Source organism: Dinghuibacter silviterrae, from assembly GCF_004366355.1.
Taxonomy (GTDB): domain Bacteria; phylum Bacteroidota; class Bacteroidia; order Chitinophagales; family Chitinophagaceae; genus Dinghuibacter; species Dinghuibacter silviterrae.
Genome location: NZ_SODV01000001.1, coordinates 3,507,241 through 3,526,629, shown reverse-complemented (window position 1 = coordinate 3,526,629; position 19,389 = coordinate 3,507,241). Strand labels below are relative to the sequence as shown.

General features: G+C 60.1%; 13 protein-coding genes. 5 read left to right on the top strand and 8 right to left on the bottom strand.

Going from position 1 to position 19,389, the window contains the following annotated elements:
- Positions 1–9 precede the first annotated feature (9 nt).
- From EDB95_RS15190 to EDB95_RS15180, 3 genes are read right to left on the bottom strand one after another with little or no spacing between them, the layout of a single operon-like run.
- Positions 10–2,244 (bottom strand): OmpA family protein, encoded by a 2,235-nt coding sequence (locus EDB95_RS15190; RefSeq protein ID WP_133994652.1) that lies wholly within the window; start codon positions 2,242–2,244, stop codon positions 10–12.
- Between the two features lie 11 nt (positions 2,245–2,255).
- On the bottom strand, positions 2,256–3,272 hold the full coding sequence (locus EDB95_RS15185; RefSeq protein ID WP_133994651.1) for a PorP/SprF family type IX secretion system membrane protein: 1,017 nt from the start codon (positions 3,270–3,272) through the stop codon (positions 2,256–2,258).
- Positions 3,272–8,092, bottom strand: a complete 4,821-nt coding sequence (locus EDB95_RS15180) for an Ig-like domain-containing protein (protein WP_162852621.1) — start codon at positions 8,090–8,092, stop codon at positions 3,272–3,274. The genes EDB95_RS15185 and EDB95_RS15180 overlap by 1 nt, the downstream gene beginning before the upstream one ends.
- Positions 8,093–8,225: 133 nt before the next feature.
- Between EDB95_RS15180 and EDB95_RS15175 the strand changes: the two genes are divergently transcribed.
- The gene (locus EDB95_RS15175; RefSeq protein ID WP_133994649.1) at positions 8,226–9,074 is read left to right on the top strand and encodes an oxidoreductase; all 849 of its coding nucleotides are present in this window, start codon (positions 8,226–8,228) and stop codon (positions 9,072–9,074) included.
- A gap of 95 nt (positions 9,075–9,169) precedes the next feature.
- Here EDB95_RS15175 and EDB95_RS15170 read toward each other — a convergent pair whose 3' ends face one another.
- Genes EDB95_RS15170 through EDB95_RS15160 form a run of 3 tightly spaced genes read right to left on the bottom strand, consistent with a single transcriptional unit; the run spans position 9,170 to position 11,460 of the window.
- Positions 9,170–9,613: a YybH family protein gene (locus EDB95_RS15170; RefSeq protein ID WP_133994648.1), complete on the bottom strand. Its 444-nt coding sequence runs from the start codon at positions 9,611–9,613 to the stop codon at positions 9,170–9,172.
- A 54-nt stretch (positions 9,614–9,667) separates the two neighbouring features.
- A complete protein-coding gene (locus tag EDB95_RS15165) occupies positions 9,668–10,393 on the bottom strand; it encodes a LytR/AlgR family response regulator transcription factor (RefSeq protein WP_133994647.1) in 726 nt (241 codons plus the stop codon).
- The gene (locus EDB95_RS15160; RefSeq protein ID WP_246073647.1) at positions 10,390–11,460 is read right to left on the bottom strand and encodes a sensor histidine kinase; all 1,071 of its coding nucleotides are present in this window, start codon (positions 11,458–11,460) and stop codon (positions 10,390–10,392) included. Before EDB95_RS15160 ends, EDB95_RS15165 begins: the two co-directional genes overlap by 4 nt.
- 153 nt (positions 11,461–11,613) lie before the next feature.
- Between EDB95_RS15160 and EDB95_RS15155 the strand changes: the two genes are divergently transcribed.
- Positions 11,614–13,713, top strand: a complete 2,100-nt coding sequence (locus EDB95_RS15155) for an outer membrane beta-barrel protein (protein ID WP_133994646.1) — start codon at positions 11,614–11,616, stop codon at positions 13,711–13,713.
- On the opposite strand, the gene EDB95_RS15150 is transcribed toward EDB95_RS15155, so the two are convergent.
- Both EDB95_RS15150 and EDB95_RS15145 read right to left on the bottom strand, forming a co-directional pair.
- On the bottom strand, positions 13,710–14,120 hold the full coding sequence (locus EDB95_RS15150; protein ID WP_133994645.1) for a hypothetical protein: 411 nt from the start codon (positions 14,118–14,120) through the stop codon (positions 13,710–13,712). The two genes, EDB95_RS15155 and EDB95_RS15150, sit on opposite strands and share 4 nt — an antisense overlap.
- 47 nt (positions 14,121–14,167) lie before the next feature.
- Entirely contained in the window at positions 14,168–16,531 is a 2,364-nt protein-coding gene (locus EDB95_RS15145; RefSeq protein ID WP_133994644.1) for a TonB-dependent receptor, read from the bottom strand.
- 108 nt (positions 16,532–16,639) lie between these two features.
- Between EDB95_RS15145 and EDB95_RS15140 the strand changes: the two genes are divergently transcribed.
- From EDB95_RS15140 to EDB95_RS15130, 3 genes are read left to right on the top strand one after another with little or no spacing between them, the layout of a single operon-like run.
- Complete coding sequence (locus tag EDB95_RS15140; RefSeq protein ID WP_133994643.1) at positions 16,640–17,692, top strand: sensor histidine kinase; 1,053 nt, start codon at positions 16,640–16,642, stop codon at positions 17,690–17,692.
- Positions 17,680–18,396 carry a LytR/AlgR family response regulator transcription factor gene (locus tag EDB95_RS15135; RefSeq protein WP_133994642.1) on the top strand — a complete coding sequence of 239 codons (717 nt, stop codon included), beginning with the start codon at positions 17,680–17,682 and terminating at the stop codon, positions 18,394–18,396. Before EDB95_RS15140 ends, EDB95_RS15135 begins: the two co-directional genes overlap by 13 nt.
- Positions 18,393–19,388 carry a DMT family transporter gene (locus EDB95_RS15130; protein WP_133994641.1) on the top strand — a complete coding sequence of 332 codons (996 nt, stop codon included), beginning with the start codon at positions 18,393–18,395 and terminating at the stop codon, positions 19,386–19,388. The genes EDB95_RS15135 and EDB95_RS15130 overlap by 4 nt, the downstream gene beginning before the upstream one ends.
- Position 19,389: the final 1 nt, after the last annotated feature.

Sequence of the window (19,389 nt, the reverse complement as noted above, 5' to 3'; positions counted from 1 at the left end):
CCCACAAAGTTACGATTTCAACACCTTCACTTCCACACGCCGGTTCTCCTGGTGCTGCTCATCCGTACAGGGCACGTCGTTCTTACACCCGTTCACCAGCCGGGTTTCCCCGTAGCCATGAGCCGTCATGCGGCTATAGGCAATCCCGTGTTTGTACAGGTAATAGCGGGCGGACCGGGCGCGACGGATGGACAGCGCCATGTTGTAGGCGTCGTTGCCGCGGCTGTCGGTATGCGCAGACAGGTCGATGCTGATGTTGGGGAACTGCTTCATATAGGCAACGACGCGGTCGAGTTCGGCGGCGGCGTCTGCCCGGATGGTGGCTTTGTCAAGGTCGAAGTAGACGTTATGGAGGACGAACACGTCTCCTTTCGTGGGCGCCTTCAGGAGGTACATTTCCAGGGTCACGGTGTCGGTGGTCCCGCCCTCGGTGCTCACCACGACTTCGCCGGTGGAATAGCTTTCCTTAAAGGCGCTGTCGATATAGCGGGAGCCGGGCGCAATCACGCGGTAGACAACGCCCGTCTTGCCGGTTATGGTGGGCCGCTTATCGCCGGTCACTTTGACCTGGGCGCCCGCCAGGGGTTCACCTGTGAGTTTGTCGAAGACGCGGGTGCGTAGGATGAGGTGGCGGACGCCGGGGGCGGGCGACGGTGCGGCGGCATCGACCGGATCGGGCGCGGCGGCGACGGCCGGGTCGGGCGCAACAGCGGCGGATTTCTCGGGCCGAGGCGCACCGCCAGGGGCATCACCCGGCTCGGAGCCGCCGGAGTCCCCAGGCGCGGGGGCCATTTTTTTAACAGGCGTCCGCGCAGCGATAACGACCTCCTCAGGCACGTTCACAACGAGCGCCACATGCGCCGGCTCCCCGCCAGGCGCATCCTCTGTATACGTCAAATCCGCCCCTGAACGCACCGGAAAAATCAACTTCAACACGTCAAACTCGTAGATATCATCACTCCCACTCCCCCCGGGCCTGTCCGAAGACACATACCCCGACGAGGTCCCCCGCATCGTAAAGTAAAAATCATCCCCGGAAGAATTCAGCGGGTACCCGAGGTTGCGGACATCCGACCAGGAAGACAAAGAGCCCGTCGCCCTAAAGACATCGAACCCACCCATCCCCACATGCCCCTTACTGGCGAAATAAAGCGTGCCGTCGGGCCCGATATAGGGAAAGGCGTCTTCTTCCGCGGTGTTCACCGCCGGCCCGCAGTTGACCGGCACGGACCAGGAGCCGTCTGCCTGGCGGAGACAATACCAGATGTCGGATTTGCCATACCCACCGGGCATGTCGCTGGCAAAGTACAGGACCGGTCCTGAAATGGCCGCCTGGCCAATAGAGTACAACGCGCTATTGTTGTAAGCAAAAGGATGCGCCATACCCCAACCACCGCTACTGTCTTTCGCCGTCCACCAGAGCTCCAGCCGGCGGATGTTGATGGTCACCGTCTTCAACCCCTGTTTGTACTGGATCTTGTCCCCGGGATCTTTGAGCGCGGCGGTATTGGTGACGCTAAACCAGGCGGTGTCGCCGGTGCGGTCAAAGGTAACGGCGCCGTCGTGGTAGCGCTCGTTGTTGACCACCGGGGAGAAGCCGCTCACCCCACCGCTGTCGAGCACATAGACCTTTTGGTAGGGACCACCGGTGGGGAACCCGCCGAGCGCGGCAAAAAAACCTGCGTTGCGGGAGTTGTCCGTAGTGCGGCCGCTGTCGGAGGTAAACACCACCGACCGCCCATACGCGACCGCTCCCCAGTCTGAACCTGAGGTGTTGACTGCAGCAAGGTTGGACACCGAATAGGCCGCGGGGGCGGTCATCCAGACGAGCGCCGAATCACAACCGTCGACGCGGTCGCGGATCCGGTTATAAAGACTATCGGGTACGTGACGGTAGGCGACCTTGGCGTCCGCGTATTGGCCAAGGCTTTTGAGGGCATCTCCATAGCCAACCCAGTCTTCCGCGCGCACCGGGGCCTGGTCGGTGATGCGTTTGTACCAGCGGGCGGCGTCCTTATAATCGTTTAGCACGCGGTAACAGTGGGCCAGCCGGGAGGGAATATCCACCGGTAACTTGTAAAAACGTAAGGAGTGATAATGCTCCACCTTTTCATAAAGCCGTGCCGCCAGGCTGTACTCTTCGGCGTCATAAGCTTTATCGGCCATGGCGAGGGACAGGTTTTCCTGGGCCTGAACGCCCCCCGCCAGGAGAGCAAATAGAACGATATAAGCAATGGTTTTCATCGGGGATCGGATTAAAAGTAGCGCGGGGTCGCCATGTACTGGCCGAACCGCTTTGTTTTAAACGTGATGCCAAGGGACAATTCGTGGGAGCCACTCTGGTAGTTCGACAGGCCGCTCGTAGTAAAGTCGTAGGAGTATCCTATCCTGAACTGCGGATTGATATAAAATTCGGCCATGAGGCTGGCGGCGTCGGAGGCCTGGAGGTTTTGCTGGAGGTTGCTTTTGTCCCAGAATTTCATACTCGTGCGATAGGAGCCGCCGACCCAGAGGATTTCGTCAAACAGGAAAAAGACGTTGAAATCGGAGTTGGTCGGTCCCTTAAAGTCTTCCTTGATCATGATGGACGGTTTGAACTTGACCTCGTCGGACAGGTCGAGCATGCCCCCGGCGGTGAGGTACATCGTCGTTCCCTCCAGCAGGGAGGAGTAGGCGGAACCGTTGGCGTAGTAGATCCGGCGGCCGCCGTTGATCGAAAACAGGTTCAGGATGGATCCCCCTGCATAAAACCGCTTGGTATAATAGAACACGCCAAAGTGGGCGTCGGGCACGAACTTGGTGCGGACGGTCGTACCGGTGATCAGGGGGTCACCGGGGTCTTCGTACTGGAAGGTGGACCCGTTGAGGGAATACTGGGACAGCAACCCGGCAATCCCCAGGCACAACCGGTGGGGGTCATCGGGTTGGTCCCCGGCCAGCGGGATCCGGTAGGAGTACGAACCGGTCAGGGAATAGTTTTGCTGGGGCCCCAGTTGGTCGTAGAGGAGCTGGCCGCCGAGCCCCATGCGGTCGTCGGATACGTTGGTCAGGGCATCAAAGCTCACCACGGCTGTTTTGGGGGCGCCGGTAAAGCCGGTCCACTGGTCCCTGAAGGTAGTGTTCAGATAGGGATCGCCTTTGTAGCCGGCATAGGCAGGGTTAATGGTCAGGCCGTCAAAGACGTACTGGCTGAACTGTACGCTTTGCTGGGCGTGGGCGGCCTGCAGCAGGCAAGTGGTCGTTACACAGAGGGCAAAGAAATGGTTTCTCATTAGCGGATGATTTCTACCCAACCCTTGTAGGTTTGTTTACCCGCGGGGATGTTGGCGGTTAAGACATAGTAATAGGTGCCTGCATTCAAGCCACTGCCGTCCCAGGTGTTGCGGTAGTCTTCGGACTGGTATACCTGGCTGCCCCAGCGGTTGTAGATGCGCAAGGAAGAGCCGGGATAGTTTTCCAGGCCGAGGACGACGAAGAGGTCGTTCTTGCCATCCCCGTTGGGCGTGATCACGTTGGGGATGAAAAGATTGCCCGCAAACACAAAGGTGGCCGTGCTGTGGTTGTTGGTCGTGTCGGGGTCCAGGGTAGCAGACGTCACAAAGCCGGTATTGGATATGGTGCCAAAGCTCTTGAGTGAAATGTCGAAGGTAAAGGTCTCGGTCGTTCCGGCCGGCAGGTCGCTGAGGGTCCACTGGATGGAATTGCTGACCGCACTGTAGAGCGGGTTGCCGCCACCGCCGAAATTAACGGGGGTTCCCAGCCCGGACGGGAGGGTGTCGGCCACCACCACGTTCTGGGCGTCCTTCGGCCCGTTATTGGTCACCGTTAGCGTGTAGGTGACGGGGCTTTGTACGCTATACGGACCGGGGCTCACCGTTTTGGTGATGGCCAGGTCCGCCTGGGGCAGACAGGGGTTGGTGATCACCGTCGTGGTGCTGGCGTCAGATGTACAGTTAAATGAATTCTCCGAGGTGACGGTATAGCTACCGGCGGTGGTGGCGGTATACGTATCGCCGGTGGCGCCGCTGATGGCGGTGCCGTTCTCGTACCATTGATAGGTGCCGGCCCCCGTGGGGGTCGCCGTGAGCAGCAGCGTCTGGCCCGGGCAAATCCCCAGGGTGCCGGACGCGGTGATGACCGGGGTCACGGGCGTCGGGTTGACGGTGACGTTGATCGAAGCGCTGGGCGCGGAGCTACAGCCATTGGCGTCGCCGATCGTCACCGCATACGTCCCGGTAGCGGTGGCGGTATAGATATTGCTCGTTGCGCCGGTGATCGCCGTAGAGCCCTGGTACCATTGATAAGACGTGGCCCCGGAGGAATTGGCCGTGAGGTCCACGCTGGCCCCCTGGCAAAAGGTGGTAGCGCTGCCCGCGACGGTCAGTGACGTGGCGGGTGTGGGATCCACGTTCACGGTGATCCCGGCGCTGGCCGTGGAGGTACACCCGTTGCCGTCGGTCACGGCGATCGTATAAGAACCGGAGACCTTGGCGGTATCCGTGGTGGTCGTGGCTTTGGGGATGGCCGTGCCGTTAAGCAGCCATTGATACGTTACGGTCCCGGTCGCCGTGGCGGTGAGGATGACGCTGTCCCCCTGGCAAAAAGTCGTGGCACCGCCCGTGGCGATGGTGGGTGCCGGGGGATCGGGGTTCACCGTCACGGATACCGAAGCACTAGGCAAAGAGGTACATCCGTTACCGTCGGTCAGGGTAACGGTATAGGTCCCGGTGGCCGTCCCTGCATAGCTTGCGCCGGTGGCCCCGGTGATGTCGGCCCCGTTGAGCATCCATTGGTAGTCGCTGGCGGCAGGCGTGGCCGTTAGTACGACGCTGTTCCCGGCGCAAAAGGTGGTCGGACCGCCCGCGCTGACAGAGGGCGCGGCAGGCAGCGGGTTGACCGTGACGGTGGTGGGTGCGCTGGCAGCGGAGGTACAGCCGTTGGCATTGGTTACCGTAACGGTGTAGCTGCCCGAGGCCAGTACGGTATCGGCGTCCGTGGTTTCTCCGGCCATCGCCGTCCCGCCAAGGAACCACTGATAGCCGGTGGCCCCGGAGGCGTTGACCGTCAGGATCACGCTGTCCCCGACACAGATACCCGTGCTCCCACCCGCGGTCACCGTCGGGGTGGCAGGGACCGGGTTGACGGTGACCGTCACCGGGCTGGTGGTGACGGAGGAACAGGGGTTGGAGAGCAGGACCGTATAGGTACCGGAGGCGGTCGCCGTATACGCAGAGGCCGTTGCACCCGTAATGGCCACCCCGTTGAGGGACCATTGGAACGAGGACACGCCGATGGTCGATGCCTGCAGGACAACGCTTCCCCCGGCACAAAAGGTCGTCGGGCCGCCCGCTGCCACGCTGGTGTTGATGGGCGCGAGCTGCGGATAGACCGTGACGGTCGTGGGCGCGCTCGTCGAGGTACATCCATACGAATTGGCCACCGTCACGGTATAGCTGCCCGAGGAATCGGTGGTAAAGGTCTGCGCGGTGGTCCCGGCTATGATGGTATCGTTGTTCGACCACTGGTAGGCAGTGGCCCCCGCCGCGCTGGCGGTCAGCGTTACGCTGCCACCCGCACAAAACGTGGTCGCTCCGCCCGCGCTCACCGAGGGTGTGGCGGGGACGGGGTTGACCGTAACGATCGCGGGGCCACTGGTGGCCGAAGAACAAGGATTGGAAATATTAACCGTATAAGAACCGGTGGCCGTGGCGATATAGGAGGCCGAGATGGCGCCGGCGATGGGGTTACCGTTCAGGTACCACTGGTAGTTGGTGACACCCGATTCGGTCACCGACAGGGTCACGTTGCCGCCGGCGCAAAAGGTCGTCGACCCGGTGTTGCTGATCACCGGTGCGGTCAGGGGCGGGTACGCGATGACCGTGGTAATCGCGCTCGGCATGGAGCTACAGCCCAGGCTGTTGACCGCCGTGACCGTATAGTCTCCCCCGGCGGTGGCGGTATATGTCTGGCTGGTGGCACCGGTGATGGCGACGCCGTCAAAAAACCACTGGTACGCCGTGGCGCCGGCGGGGTTGGCCGTCAGGACCACGCTCCCGGGCGCGCAAAAGGTGAGCGGACCACCCGCCGAAATCGTCGGAGAAGTGGGGGCCGGGTTGACCGTAACCGTGATCGCGGTGCTTGTATAGGCGGTGGCGGAACAGGGGTTCGAGACCGTCACGGTATAATTCCCCGCCGCCGTGGCAAAATAACTGGAAGTGATCGCCCCCGTGATGGCGTTGCCGTTGAGGTACCATTGGTAACTGGCGACGTCGCTGGTATTGGACGTCAGGTTGACCCCGTTCCCTTCGCAAAAAGTCGTCGGTCCGCCGGCATTGATCACGGCGCCGGTCAGGGGCGTATACACGGTTACCGCGGTACCGGAGCTCACGGTGGAAGGACAACCGTTGGTATAACTGACGGTATAGTTCCCGGTTGCACTGGCCGTATAACTCACACCGGTCGCGCCGGAAATCGGCGTGCCGTTAACAAACCACTGGTAGGACGTCGCCCCCGTGGCCGAGGCCGACAAGACAACGCTTCCCGGGCTACAAAAGCCCAGGGGCCCGCCCGCACTGATGGCGGGGGCCGGCGGGGGCGCGTTGACGGTGACCATGACGGCCCCGCTGGTCGCGGAGGTACAACCGTTGCTGGTCTGGTAGGTCACCGTATAATTGCCCGAAGCGTTGGCCGTATAGCTGGCGCTGGTGGCGCCGGTAATGGCCGTGCCATCGTCAAACCACTGGAAGGCGGTGGCGCCGGTCGCGCTGGCAGTCAGGGTGACACTGCCACCCGCGCAAAAGGTCGTGGGGCCCCCGGCGGTGACCGTCGGGGCTATGGGGACGGGTTCGACGGTCACGCTGGTCGCATTGCTGGCCGCGGAGTTACAACCATTCGCGTCGGTGATCGTCACCGTATAGTTCCCGGAGGTACCGGCGCTATAGGTCGAGGTCGTGGCGCCCGTGATCGCGGTTCCGCCCAGGTACCATTGATAGGAGGCCGCACCCGACCCGTTGGCGGTCAGGACGACGCTTTCCCCCGCGCAAAGCGGCGTATTGCCCCCCGCCGTGATCGTCGGCGTGGTGGGGGTTGGATTGATCGACACCTTGATGGGGGCACTCACGGGGGACGCACAAGCGCCGCTGCCGACGATGGACACCGTATAAGACCCGGACGCCGATGCGGTATACGTGGAGCTGGTGCCCCCCGAAATCGCCGACCCGTTCAGGTACCATTGATAGGAAGTAGCCCCCGCGGCGTTGGCCGTCAGGACGACGCTGCCCCCCGCACAAAAGGTCGTGGCCCCGCCCGCCGTGATGGTCGGTGCCGCAGGGTTCGGGTTGATCGTTACGGTGGTGGCCGCACTCGCCGGCGAGCTACAACCGCTGGCATTCGCCACGACGACCGTATACTTCCCCGCCGCGCTCGCGGTATAGTTGTTGGCGGTCGCGCCCGTGATCGCCGTTCCGTTCAGGTACCACTGGTAGGTACTTGCGCCCGTGGCGTTGGCCGTCAGGATCACGCTTCCTGCCCCGCAAAAGGTCGTCGTTCCGCTGGCGGTAATCGTGGGCGCTGCCGGGGCTGCGAGGATCGTCACCGTCGTGGTGGCGCTGGCCGCGGAGGCGCAACCCTGGCTGTTGGTGACCTGGACCGTATAGCTGCCCGCGGCGTTCGCGTTATAACTGCTCGCCGTTGCACCCGAGATCGCCGCGCCGTTCATGGACCACTGGTAGCCCGTCGCCCCCGAGGCATTCGCCGTCAGGCTGACGCTTCCACCCGAGCAAAAGGTCGTGCTGCTCCCCGCCGTGACCGTCGGGGTCACCGGGTTGGGGTTGACGGTGACGGTCGTCGACGCACTCGCCGTCGACGTACCGCTTGCATTCGTCGCGGTCACCGTGTAGTTCCCACCCGTCGTCGCGGTATAGTTGTTGGCCGTCGCGCCCGTGATCGCGGTTCCATTCAGGTACCACTGAAACGACGTAGCGCCGGTAGACGTCGCCGTTAGCACGACGCTGCCACCCTGACAAAAAGTAGTTGTTGTAGCGGAACTGACCGTAGGCGTCGGGGGAACACCCGCCCTTACCGCGGCAGACATGCATAAGCAGAGGATAAAAAGAGGTAAACGGAAGAAGCTTGAACTTCCCATCAACTTTTGCATAGGACTGGATTACAGCATAAATTTAAACATTTTTCCTAGCTTTCTCCAGTTTTTTGTTAATCAATTGCAAATGGCGTCAAAAAAATTTGTAGAAAAAGGGCCACAGCAGCGGGTTATCCTGGTCACCGGCGCCTCCTCCGGTATTGGTAAGGAATCCGTTAAATGGCTTCTCCGCCGCGGTCACGTCGTCTATGGAGCCGCCCGGCGCCTGGACGCCATGGAGGACATAAAAGCCCTGGGGGCGCGGGTTTTATACATGGACCTCACCCAGGACACCACGCTCGCCGAAGGCGTCCGGACCATTCTTTCGGAAACCGGACGGATCGACGTCCTGGTTAACAACGCCGGCTACGGGTCCACCGGGGCCCTCGAAGACGTCCCCCTGGACGAGGCCAGAAACCAGTTTGCCGTCAACGTCTTTGGTCTGAGCCGCCTCACCCAGCTCGTCCTGCCCTCCATGCGTGCGCAAGGCGGGGGCACCATCATCAACATGTCCTCCGTCGGCGGACGCATGGCGACCCCGCTGGCCGGTTGGTACAACGCCACCAAATATTCGGTCGAAGCCCTGAGCGACGCCCTCCGCGTCGAGGTCCGCCGCTTCGGGATCAAGGTCGTCCTCATCGAACCCGGGGGCATCCGCACTGGCTGGACCGCCGAGGCGGCGGCGCACGCGCAGCGGGTGTCCGGCGCCACCGTCTACGGGGGGATGGTCAAGCGCTTGCTTCGGACTTTTCAGGATTTCGATGCCAAGCTCTCCCACCCTGCCGTGATCGCGCGGCTCGTCGATAAAGCCGTGGCGGCCCGCCGGCCGCGTCTCCGCTATGTCGCGGGATTTATGGGGCGGCCGACGCTTTGGCTGAAGCGCTGGGTGCCGGCGCGGTGGATCGACGCGTTTTTGGCGTGGCAGTTCAACAAATGAGCGGCGGCGCCGCGGCGGCGCCGCGGCAAAACGGCGGTGGCGGCCCGGCAAAACGGCGGCGGCGGCGCGGCCAGCGCGCCCGGGCGGGCGCGCCCCTACCTGTTCAGATCGCTGCTAAAGCTATCGCGGAACATCTTCCACCCCTTCGGCGTCTTTTTCCAAAGCACGAGGAATTTGCCATGGTCGAAAAGCAGATGGTGCGCATCATAAGATTTCCACAAACCCTCTTCCGTGACGTATTCCTTCCCGTCTCCATAGACGGCCGTGGTGATAAACTGCCCGTCCCGGAGACCGATCTTGTCGTAGGCAATCCGGAAAAAGCCGGCGGCGCCTTCGTGACCGTCTAGCGCGGGCGAGCCCGGCGCCATGATCCGGCAGTCATCGGCGTAGCGGTCGATAAAAATGGAAGAATCGTTCCGGGCAAAGGAGTGAAAGTAGATGGCGTTGCTGGCGGCAATGGCTTGTTTGGCTTCATCGAGGCTCTGGGCGGCAGCGCTAACGGCAACGAATAGGGCCGCGAGGGCGAGGGCGTGTTTCATCTTTTTTTGACAAAGCTACCGTCGCTCTGAAAGGGGAAATTGTACAAAACGGAACTACGACATCCTTATTTTTCCCCATAACTTATTCAACACCACCTGTTCAATCACCTGCTCGCGATAATTGCGGCTGATCGGCACCCGGTGCTCCCCGATGAAGATCTCATTCCCCTCGATGGCGTCGATCTTCAAAATCGACACGATGTAGGACTTGTGGACGCGGATAAAGGCCTGGGCGTCGAGGTTTTCTTCGAGGTTTTTCAGGTACAGGAGGGTGATGTACTTGCCCTTGGTGGTGTAGATGGTGACGTAGTTTTGCATGCCCTCGACATAGAGGATGTCGTCAAAGAGGATCTTTTCGTATTTGGTGCCGCACTTGATGAAAAAATGGTCGTCGGCCTTGAGCGGCGGGGCGGACCGGTGGACAAGCTGGTGGTATTCGCGGGCCTTGTGGACGGATTTGAAAAAACGGTCGAAGGTGATGGGTTTGAGGAGGTAGTCGAGGGCGTTGAGTTGGAAACCGTCCAACGCATACGTAGGAAAAGCCGTGGTGATGATCACCATCGGCGGTTTTTGGACGATCTTGAGGAAGTCGATGCCGTTCATCTTTGGCGTCTGGATGTCGAGGAAAACGAGGTCGATGGGGTGTTTGTCCAGGAGGGCCATGAGCTCGACGGGATTCTCGCAGGTGGCGATGAGGTTGAGGAAGTCGACCTCCCGGACGTAGTCGGCGATGCCTTCGCGCGCCAGGGGTTCATCGTCTATAATGACACAGTTGATCATGCGATGAGGTTTTGGAGTTGGAGCTGCAGCCGGACGTCGAAGCGGCTGTCGCTGGAATGGATAAAGAGGTCGTAGGCGCCGGGGTAAAGAAGGTCCAGGCGCCGGCGGACGTTGGCCAGACCGATCCCCCCGTAGTGGATGACCTCGCTTCGGTTATCCGCCGCCGTGCTGTTGGACACAAAAAAGTCGAGCTTGTCCCCGGCCAGGTCGAGCCCGATCTTTATCCAGTTCGGGCTGCCGGTGGTGCGGGAAACGTGTTTGAAGGCGTTTTCCACAAAGGTGATCAGGACGAAAGGGGCAATGGAATGTTTAAGACCGGACAGACGGTGGATGTCAAGGTCGACACTGACGTTGCTGTTTTGGCGGAGCTTTTCCAGTTCCACGAAGTTTTCTAAGTAAGCGAGCTCGCGGGTGAGCAGGATCTCCCTGTCGTTGCATTCATAAAGCTGGTAGCGCAAAAGCTCGGAGAACTTAGCCAGGGAGTCCGAAGCCATCGTGGGGTTTTTGTGGATGAGGAAAAAGATGGAGTTGATCGTGTTGAACAAAAAGTGGGGGTTGAACTGGTTCCTCAGGAACTTGAGCTCGGTTTCGAGCTTTTCGCGCTCCAGCTCCTGCTGGTGCTGACGCGTCTTGAACCAGACCCTGGCCAGGTGGATGGTCATCCCCAGGGTCAGGGCGGCCGTTACGGACGGCAGTGGATTGGCGAGCAGCAGGGACCAAAAGGTGGCGTCGTTCCCCCAAAGCTCCCTCATCGCCCTGCCCTGGACCCAGGCGGTAATATAGTAACCCGGGGTGATCAGCAGGGCGGTAAGGGGCACCAGCAACACAACCGACAGGATGTAGGGCACTACTTTGTTGCGTTCCAGAAGCCTTGGCATCAGGAAATACAGGTTGAAACAAACGGCCGCGATTTCCCATATCCAATAAAACGACACCTTGATAAAGTAAATCGAGAACACGCCCCTTGTTGCGTTGGCAAAGCCGCTGTTGACCACCCACCACATGTAGCCATAGAAACACCAAAAAGGGATATGGTAGAGCTTGTATCGGAGGAATACGCTTTTCACCCTTCTAAGATACGAAACGCGCGCGGGATGGCACCCCCGATTGACCAAATGCACCTGGGGGTATACAAGATGCAATTGTGCCGTTGGTCAATTATATCCGCCCGCTGAGCAACCACATTTTATCGGGCGGGAGCGCATGATTTTCTTTAGGGTATGAAGATCCTTCTCCTCCTCTGCCTGTTTCAACACACCGACACCGTTAGGTTATCGGAGGTTGTTGTCAAGGCCACCAAACCCGTCTACCAGCAGGGCCCGTACGGCACCATCGTGAACGTGGGGAACGACCCGCTCAGCCAGGGGAGCTCTGCGTTGCAGGCGTTGGAACGCGCCCCCGGCATCACCATCGACCACCGCTACAACAGCGTTATGCTCAACGGCAAAACCGGGGTAACGGTGTTGATCAATGGTAAAGTCACGCACATGTCCCCTACCCAGCTGATGAACTTCCTAAGTTCGTTAAACGCCGACGACATCGAACGGATCGACATCATGACCACGCCCCCCGCCAACTTCGACGCGGAGGGCAGCGCGGGAATCGTGAACATTATTTTGAAGAAAAATAAGAAAAAGGGCACGCACGGTTCCCTCTCCCTGTCGGGCGGATACGGCGAGTGGCCAAAAGCCTCGGGCAGCCTTCGGGTGGAGCACAACACGGGAAAGGTCAACCTGTCCGCCTCCTATTCCTACAACTATGACCATAATCAGACCCTGCTGGAGGCCGGGGGCAATGAAATCATCCCCGAGTGGAACGGGCTGACCACCTTTGTGTATAACAGCAACGCCCAGTCGATCGGGCAAGGGCAAACAGCAAGGGTGGGCGTGGATGTCCAACTGACCCCCCGGACGACCGCTGGGCTCAGGCTGTCTTATGACGTCTGGCAGAGCCGTTCCCACAGCGTCAACCGCGTATTGTATGACTTCCTGCCCGACTCGGTGTTCAATTTCGACGGCACCATCGACGGGGCCATCCTCTGGAAAAACCCGTCGGCGTCCTTTACCCTGGAGCGGTCGCTGCGCAAGGGGGCAAAGCTCAACCTGGACATAGATTACGACGACTATATCACCACCGGTAATTCTTCGGTGACCAGTACTTTTCTGGACCAACACGGTAACCCTTATGCGCCCGGGGATACGACGTTTGCGCCGGTGCAACGTGGATATACCGGAGCCACCCAACACGTGGGCTCGGCGAAAATCGATTATAGCGGTCCCCTGGGCCGGTGCGTGCAGTTGGAGGCAGGCGTAAAAGGCGACTACTCCCATAGCCTCAGCAATGCCGGCCTGCTTAGCCTGGTCAACGGTGCCTGGATAAACCGGAGCGGCACCACCACCAACAATTTCCTGGTAACGGAGGGCATCGCCGCTGCATACGCTTCTTTTCACATCAGGTTCGATACCCTGACGACGCTGATCGCCGGGGCCAGGTATGAGTACTCCCGCACCATCGCTACGGATACCCTCCACCGTATACTCAACGGCTTGTTCCCCGATATATTCCTGACCCGGAAGGTCGGGGACGACCGGGCCGTGGTGCTTTCCTACACAAAGCGCATCAGCCGGCCTTCCTACGACGACCTTGAGTCCAGTATCTGGTACAACGACCCCATATCGGTCTTTACGGGCAATCCCCTCTTACGCCCCACGATCACGCACAACCTGAAGCTGAGCTATACCAGCCACGGATATGCGTTGTCCGTGCTGGCCAGCCGGGACAACTATCCCATCGCCCGCTATACCGCCACCGCCCGCGCCGGCAGCGACCTTGTCTACATCGCCCCCGTCAACCTGGACTACCTGGAGGCCGTGCTGTTGCAGGCCGTGCTCCCCTTAAAACCCCTGCCCTGGTGGGACATCAACGCCAGCGCGTCCGGGGGCTGGACGCAATACCACGCCTCGTACAACCCTATTCCTTATGAAAAAAGCTTCCTGTCCGGTTCGTTGAACGTAACGTCCGTGGTCCGGTTTCCCCGGCACTACCTCGTGCAGGTGTCCGGTACCTATAACACGCAAAGCTTCTACGGGGCCTCCGAAAACAAAGGGGCCGCCACGCTCAGCGCCGTGGTCAAAAAGGAGATGGGCACGCGGAGCAGTCTTTTGTTTTCGCTGACGGACATAACGCGGGTGCAATACCAAGGCTATATCGGCAGCGTGACCCGCGATCCTTTTTCGACACAGGTGTACGTGACATTCCGGCCGGAGGGCTGGTGGCGGCCGGTGGCGAAGATTAGTTACGTGCGCGCGTTTGGGTCTTAGCGGCAGGCGCCGTTGCTGACATAAATAATATAACCCGAGTACGTCGTCGTGAAATCAAAGGTCGCGGAAGTAACGGATGCCCCAGGGTAGCTGGAAATACACCCCCCTTCATACGTCAGGGTGTTGTTCCAGAAGTCCAGGGTGCTCACGGCAGTCGACACGGAGATCGTCACGCTGTAGGTACTGGTGTAAGGGGAGGGCCCCGCATCGCCTACCGCGGTATTGGCGGGGATGGTCTTCTGGTGGGACGCCAGCAACGTGTGGCTCGAACTGTAGTAGTCCAAAGTAACGGTCTCCGTGCCCGAGGTTTCATTGTCAACGGTCACGGAATACCCGGGGATCCGCGCGAACGAGGTCAGCGCGAGGACGACGGGTAGCAGCAGGAGGATAATGATTGGCTTTTTCATATCCTTCAATATAAGTCAAATCGTCCGGATTCCCAAGCGAAGGGACATTAAAGCTGTATCCGGTAAAGAATATCCGGGAAGAACCCGATCTGATAGACCGAGCTGAGGTTCCCCGTCGCGTGATTATACTGCTCCACGAAAATATTCTTGTGGTTGGTCACATTCTGCAAATCCAGGTAAAAAGTCTGGCTGAAATGCCGGTGTCCGCTGTTAAGCCGGATCCCGAATTTGGTGTCGAGCCGGAAATAACCGGAGAGGCGCTCGGAGTCGTAGGCAAGGGTGTCGAGGACCTCGAAGCCTTTGGCGCGGGACTGGGCGACGTTGACGGGGGTGGTGTAGCGGCCGCCTACGGTGGACAGACGGGCGTCGACGGTGAAGGCGTTGCCGTGTTTGCCCAGGGGCCATTCGCGGCCGCCGAGGAGGTTGACCACGGTTTTGTAGTCGAAGGCGGTGTTCCGGCTGACGCCGTCGCTGCCTTTATACCGGGAGTCGAAAAGGGAAGTCGTCAACAAAAGGTAGTAGCCGTGGCTCATAAATTTTTCCAGGGTGAGCTCGACGCCTTTGTTGGTACCGGAGCCCTTGTTCACGAGTCCAACCAAGGGGGGAAAAGTAAAGTCTGCCCCGGCATTGAGCAGGGAAAAACCGCTGGAGCTTTTTTCCACGGGGACGTCAAAAAGGTATTGGTAATAGGCTTCCGCCTTGACCCTCCAGTCGGCCCCCAAACGGCGTTCATAACCCAGGATGACATGGTGGGCGCGGGTAAACCCAAGACTCCGGTTGCCGGGGTCGCGGGCGCCGGTTTGGATGTCGATGGTTTGAAAATAGACGGGCGTGGGCTGGAGCTGGCTGTGGAGGCCATAGCTGAGCGTAAGGGTCTGGCGCGCCGGCAGACGGTAGGCCCACGACACCCGGGGTTCTATCGCGGTGTTGCTGTTGAGCGAATACCATTGTCCGTGCAGACCGCCGGTAAACGTGAGGTCTTCCGACAAACGGTAACGGACCTCTGCAAAGGCCTGGCCCAAAAAGGTGGTGCCCCTGTAGCTGTTGACGGTGTCAAAGGGCGCGGCCGGCGGCAGACCGGTTTTGTCAAGGACGAGCATTTTCAAACCGAGGACGTCTCCGGAAACGCCGGCCCGGTAGGAAAACCGGCTATTGTATTTCTCATTGACAAAAGACGAAAACCGGAAGGTGTTGGTGGTGTCCCCGGAGTGGACCTCCCACCAGCGGTCCTTATAGGGCGGCACCGGGTCGGGGTATTGGTATTGGTCGTAAAGGTCAAGGGTATGCGCGTAAGACAGCACGGTCTTTATATAGGCGCGTTGACCAAGATCGAGGGTGTGGCGGATGCCAAAAAAGGAGAAGTTGCTTTTGTCGTATGCGTCCTGGTCGGTCTGACTGTAAAAGTCGGTGGAGTCGAGCTTGCTGCCGATCAGGTCGATGCGGCTGAGCCCGCCCATTCCGAAAAAGGAAAACCGGCCCAGGCGGCCCTTGCCGGTGGTGATGTGGAAGACCCAGTCCTGGTAGTGGGGCACGGCCTGGGTGCCGATATTGATCCCCAGCGACTGGGCGATCTCTGCAAAAGAATACCGGTAACTGGCAAGGTAGGCGGCCCCGTTATCCTTGTGGTTGAGAGGGCCTTCCACCGTGGCTTCCAAACCGCTGAAGAGGTTGAGTTGGAACGTCTCTTCGTGCCGGCTGCTGTTCCCGCCCCGAAGCTCTATGTCAAAAACCGCGGCGAGGGCATTCCCGTATTCGGGGGCAAAGGCCCCCGTCAAAAAATCGGACGTTTTGAGGGCATTGGTATTGAGGGCGCTCACGGCCCCGCCTGTGGTCCCCAGCGTGGAAAAGTGGTTGGGATTGGGAGACGCGATGCCGTTGATGCGCCAAAGCACCCCGGTGGGCGAATTCCCCCGCACGACGATGTCGTTCCGTCCGTCGTTGTCCGCCACCACACCCGCGTAGTTGCTGACCAGCTTGGACGGATCGTTGCGGCCGCCCGCAAAACGCGTGACGTCTTCCATGTTAAAGGACGTCGTGCTGCCTGCGGCGAATTCGTTGAGGGGCGCACCCTTTTTGGGGGAGGCTTTCACCGTTACATCGAGCGTGATATACTTTTGTTCGAGGCCCAGGTCGAGGATCACTTCCTTGCCGGAGGTGACAAGGACCTCGGGGATCAGGGCGGGCTGGTAGCCCGCGTAACTATAGGCCAATTGCTGACGGCCCAGGGGGACGTTTTTAAGCGTGTACCGGCCAAGGGAGTCTGTTATGGTCGTCAGACCTGCGGCCTGTACCGTCACCCCCGCCAACGGTTTTTCGGAGGTCTTGTCGGTCACCACACCTTTTATGGTCTGGGTTTGTGCGGACGCACAGAAAACCGCCAGCAGCAGCACTGAAGTAAAAATGGATCGCATGGCTATTTTTGCCGTAAAGTTGCCTCCGCGTCGTTCCCGGGGCAACCCAATTGACGTGAGCTGTCGAAAAGACGGAGTGAACTGCGGGCAGAAAGCGTATTTTTAGGTATGCGTTGGCAACACCCCAAGATAGGTTTTGACGACCGCCTGGTCACCGTGCTGGGAGTGATTGTCATGGCCTTTTTGATCCCCATCGTGTTCCTGGGGATGGGGTTCCGCCAGGCCCCCTACTATACATGGGAGTGTTTCTGGATGAGTTTGGTGTGCACCGCCATGATCTGGGTGGGCGTCCGTTATATCATGATCTGGTCACGGCTCCGGTATCCCGGTTTTGAGCAAACCCGCCGGCGGCTTTGGGTCCAGGCCGGCCTGATGCTGGTCTTTACGCTCACGGTCAACAACCTGCTGGACGTCGTGCTCGACTGGATTTGTCATCGTTTTTTCCCCGGAGACATACAACCCGGCGTGGACTACAACACCCGGTCCAACTTTGCCGCCCTTTTTTGTACCCTCGCCGCCGTCGCCATATATGAAAGCATCTATTTTATGGCGGAGTTGCGTAAATCGATCGAGGCCCAGGAGGGGTTGAAACGCGAGAGCCTTCAGGCCCAGCTCAGCGCGCTGAAAACCCAGGTCAATCCCCACTTTCTTTTCAACAACCTCAATACCCTTTGCGCCATCATCCCCGAGGAACCCGAACAAGCCGTCGCCTTTGTACAACAACTGTCCCGGGTCTACCGCCACATCCTGGAGGTAAAGGATGAGCCCAGCATCCTCCTCAGCAAGGAGCTCGACGTACTCAAGGCCTACGCCTTTCTGCTAAAAACGCGTTTCGGGGGAAACCTCGACATCTCCATACAGGTCCGGGAAGAAAAGCTCGGCGAGCGCGTCGTCCCCCTCTCCCTCCAGATCCTCATGGAAAACGCCATCAAACACAACATCGTCTCCGCCGCCAAACCCCTCCACATCCGCGTCTTTTCCGAGGAAGGCCGGCTCGTCGTCAGCAACACCCTTCAAAAAAAACAGCAGGTCTCCGAATCCACCGGCATCGGTCTGGCCAATATCCGTAACCGTTACCGGCTCCTCAGCGACCAGGAAGTCGAGGTCCACGAAGAACCCGCCCAATTTACCGTCTATATCCCCCTGATATGCGCGTCGTGATCATCGAAGACGAGGCCCCCGCCGCCCAGCGGCTCATCCGGATGCTCCAGGCCCTCCCCGGTTCCTGCTCCGTCGTCCAATGGCTCGACAGCGTCGAGGAATCCGTGCGCTATTTGTCCGCCGCTCCCGAGATCGATCTTTTGTTTATGGACATACAGCTCGCCGACGGCGTGAGTTTTTCCATATTCGACCAGGTACAGGTAGACACCCCCGTTATCTTCACCACCGCTTTTGATCAATATACCCTGAAGGCGTTTAAGGTCAACAGCGTCGATTACCTGCTGAAACCCATCGACGAGCAGGAGCTCCGGCTAGCCCTGGAGAAATTCCGCCGCCTTTCTTCTCCGGTGTCCTCCGGTCACTTCCGCGAGCGGCTGCTCATTAAAAGAGGACGGCAGCTCCACTACCTGCGCACTTTGGATACCGCCTATTGCTACGCCGACGGCAAGATCTGCTACGGCATCGACTTTCAAAAAAACAGTTATATCCTGGAACATACCCTTTCTGAACTGGAGACGCTGCTCTCCCCTCAACGCTTTTTCCGCGCCAACCGGCACCTCCTCGTCAATATCGACGCCGTGCGGAAAATCCACACCTGGCTGGGTGGACGCCTGAAACTGGAACTCCACCCACCCGTCCCCGGTACCGACGGCGTCGTCAGCCGCGAACGGGTCGGCCGTTTTAAAGACTGGTTAGGATCATGAACAAAAAAACAACGGGTTTTGCGCTCGCGCTCTCCGCGGGCATCCTTTGGGGGGTGTCCGGGACTTGCGCGCAATTTCTTTTTCAGCACCGGGGGGTGACCACCGAGTGGCTCGTCACCGTTCGTCTTCTCGGCGCGGGGGTGCTGCTGCTCGGGCGCGCGGCCGCAGGCGGCGGCCGGGGCGGCGAGGCCATTGAGACCGCCGGGGCCTTGGCGGGCGCTGGGCCCTCGGCGGGCGCCCGCGCGACGGTGGCCGCCGGAGCCTCCATTTGGGACATCTGGCGCCGGGACGCGGTCGCCCTTTTGCTGTTTAGCATTTTCGGGGTGGTGGCCGTCCAGTACACCTACTTCGCGGCGATCCGCGCGTCCAATGTCGCTACCGCGACCGTGCTCCAGTACCTGGGGCCGCCGATGATCGCGGCGTATTTTGCCGTCCTGCACCGGCGGTGGCCAAGGCCCTACGAGTATGGCGCGCTGGCGTGTGCATTGGCGGGTACGTTCCTGCTGGTGACCCACGGCAGCTTTCATTCCTTGTCCATCTCCCCCGTCGCGCTTTTTTGGGGGCTGGCCTCCGCGGTCGCCATGGTTTTCTATACCATACAACCCACGGGGCTCCTGGCGCGGTACAAGGCGTCCATTGTGATCGGCTGGGCCATGGTGGTGGGGGGCGTCTTTTTCAGCTTCGTGTCTCCCCCCTGGCACGTGCCCGGATCCTGGGATGCCCCGGCGTGGGGCTGTTTGGGCGTGATCGTCTTGCTGGGCACCCTGGCCGCCTTTTACAGCTACCTGACCGCGGTCCAGTGGATCGGCGCCCAAAGCGCCAGCCTTCTCGTCTGCGCTGAGCCGGTGGCCGCGGCCGCCCTCGCCGTGGGGTGGTTGCACGTGCCTCTTTTTGCCGCCGACTGGGCGGGGATGGGGTGCATCCTCGGGACGATTTTGCTCCTTACCCTGGGGGATAAGGCGAAGGAGCTGCCGCACGCGGAGCCGATCTGAG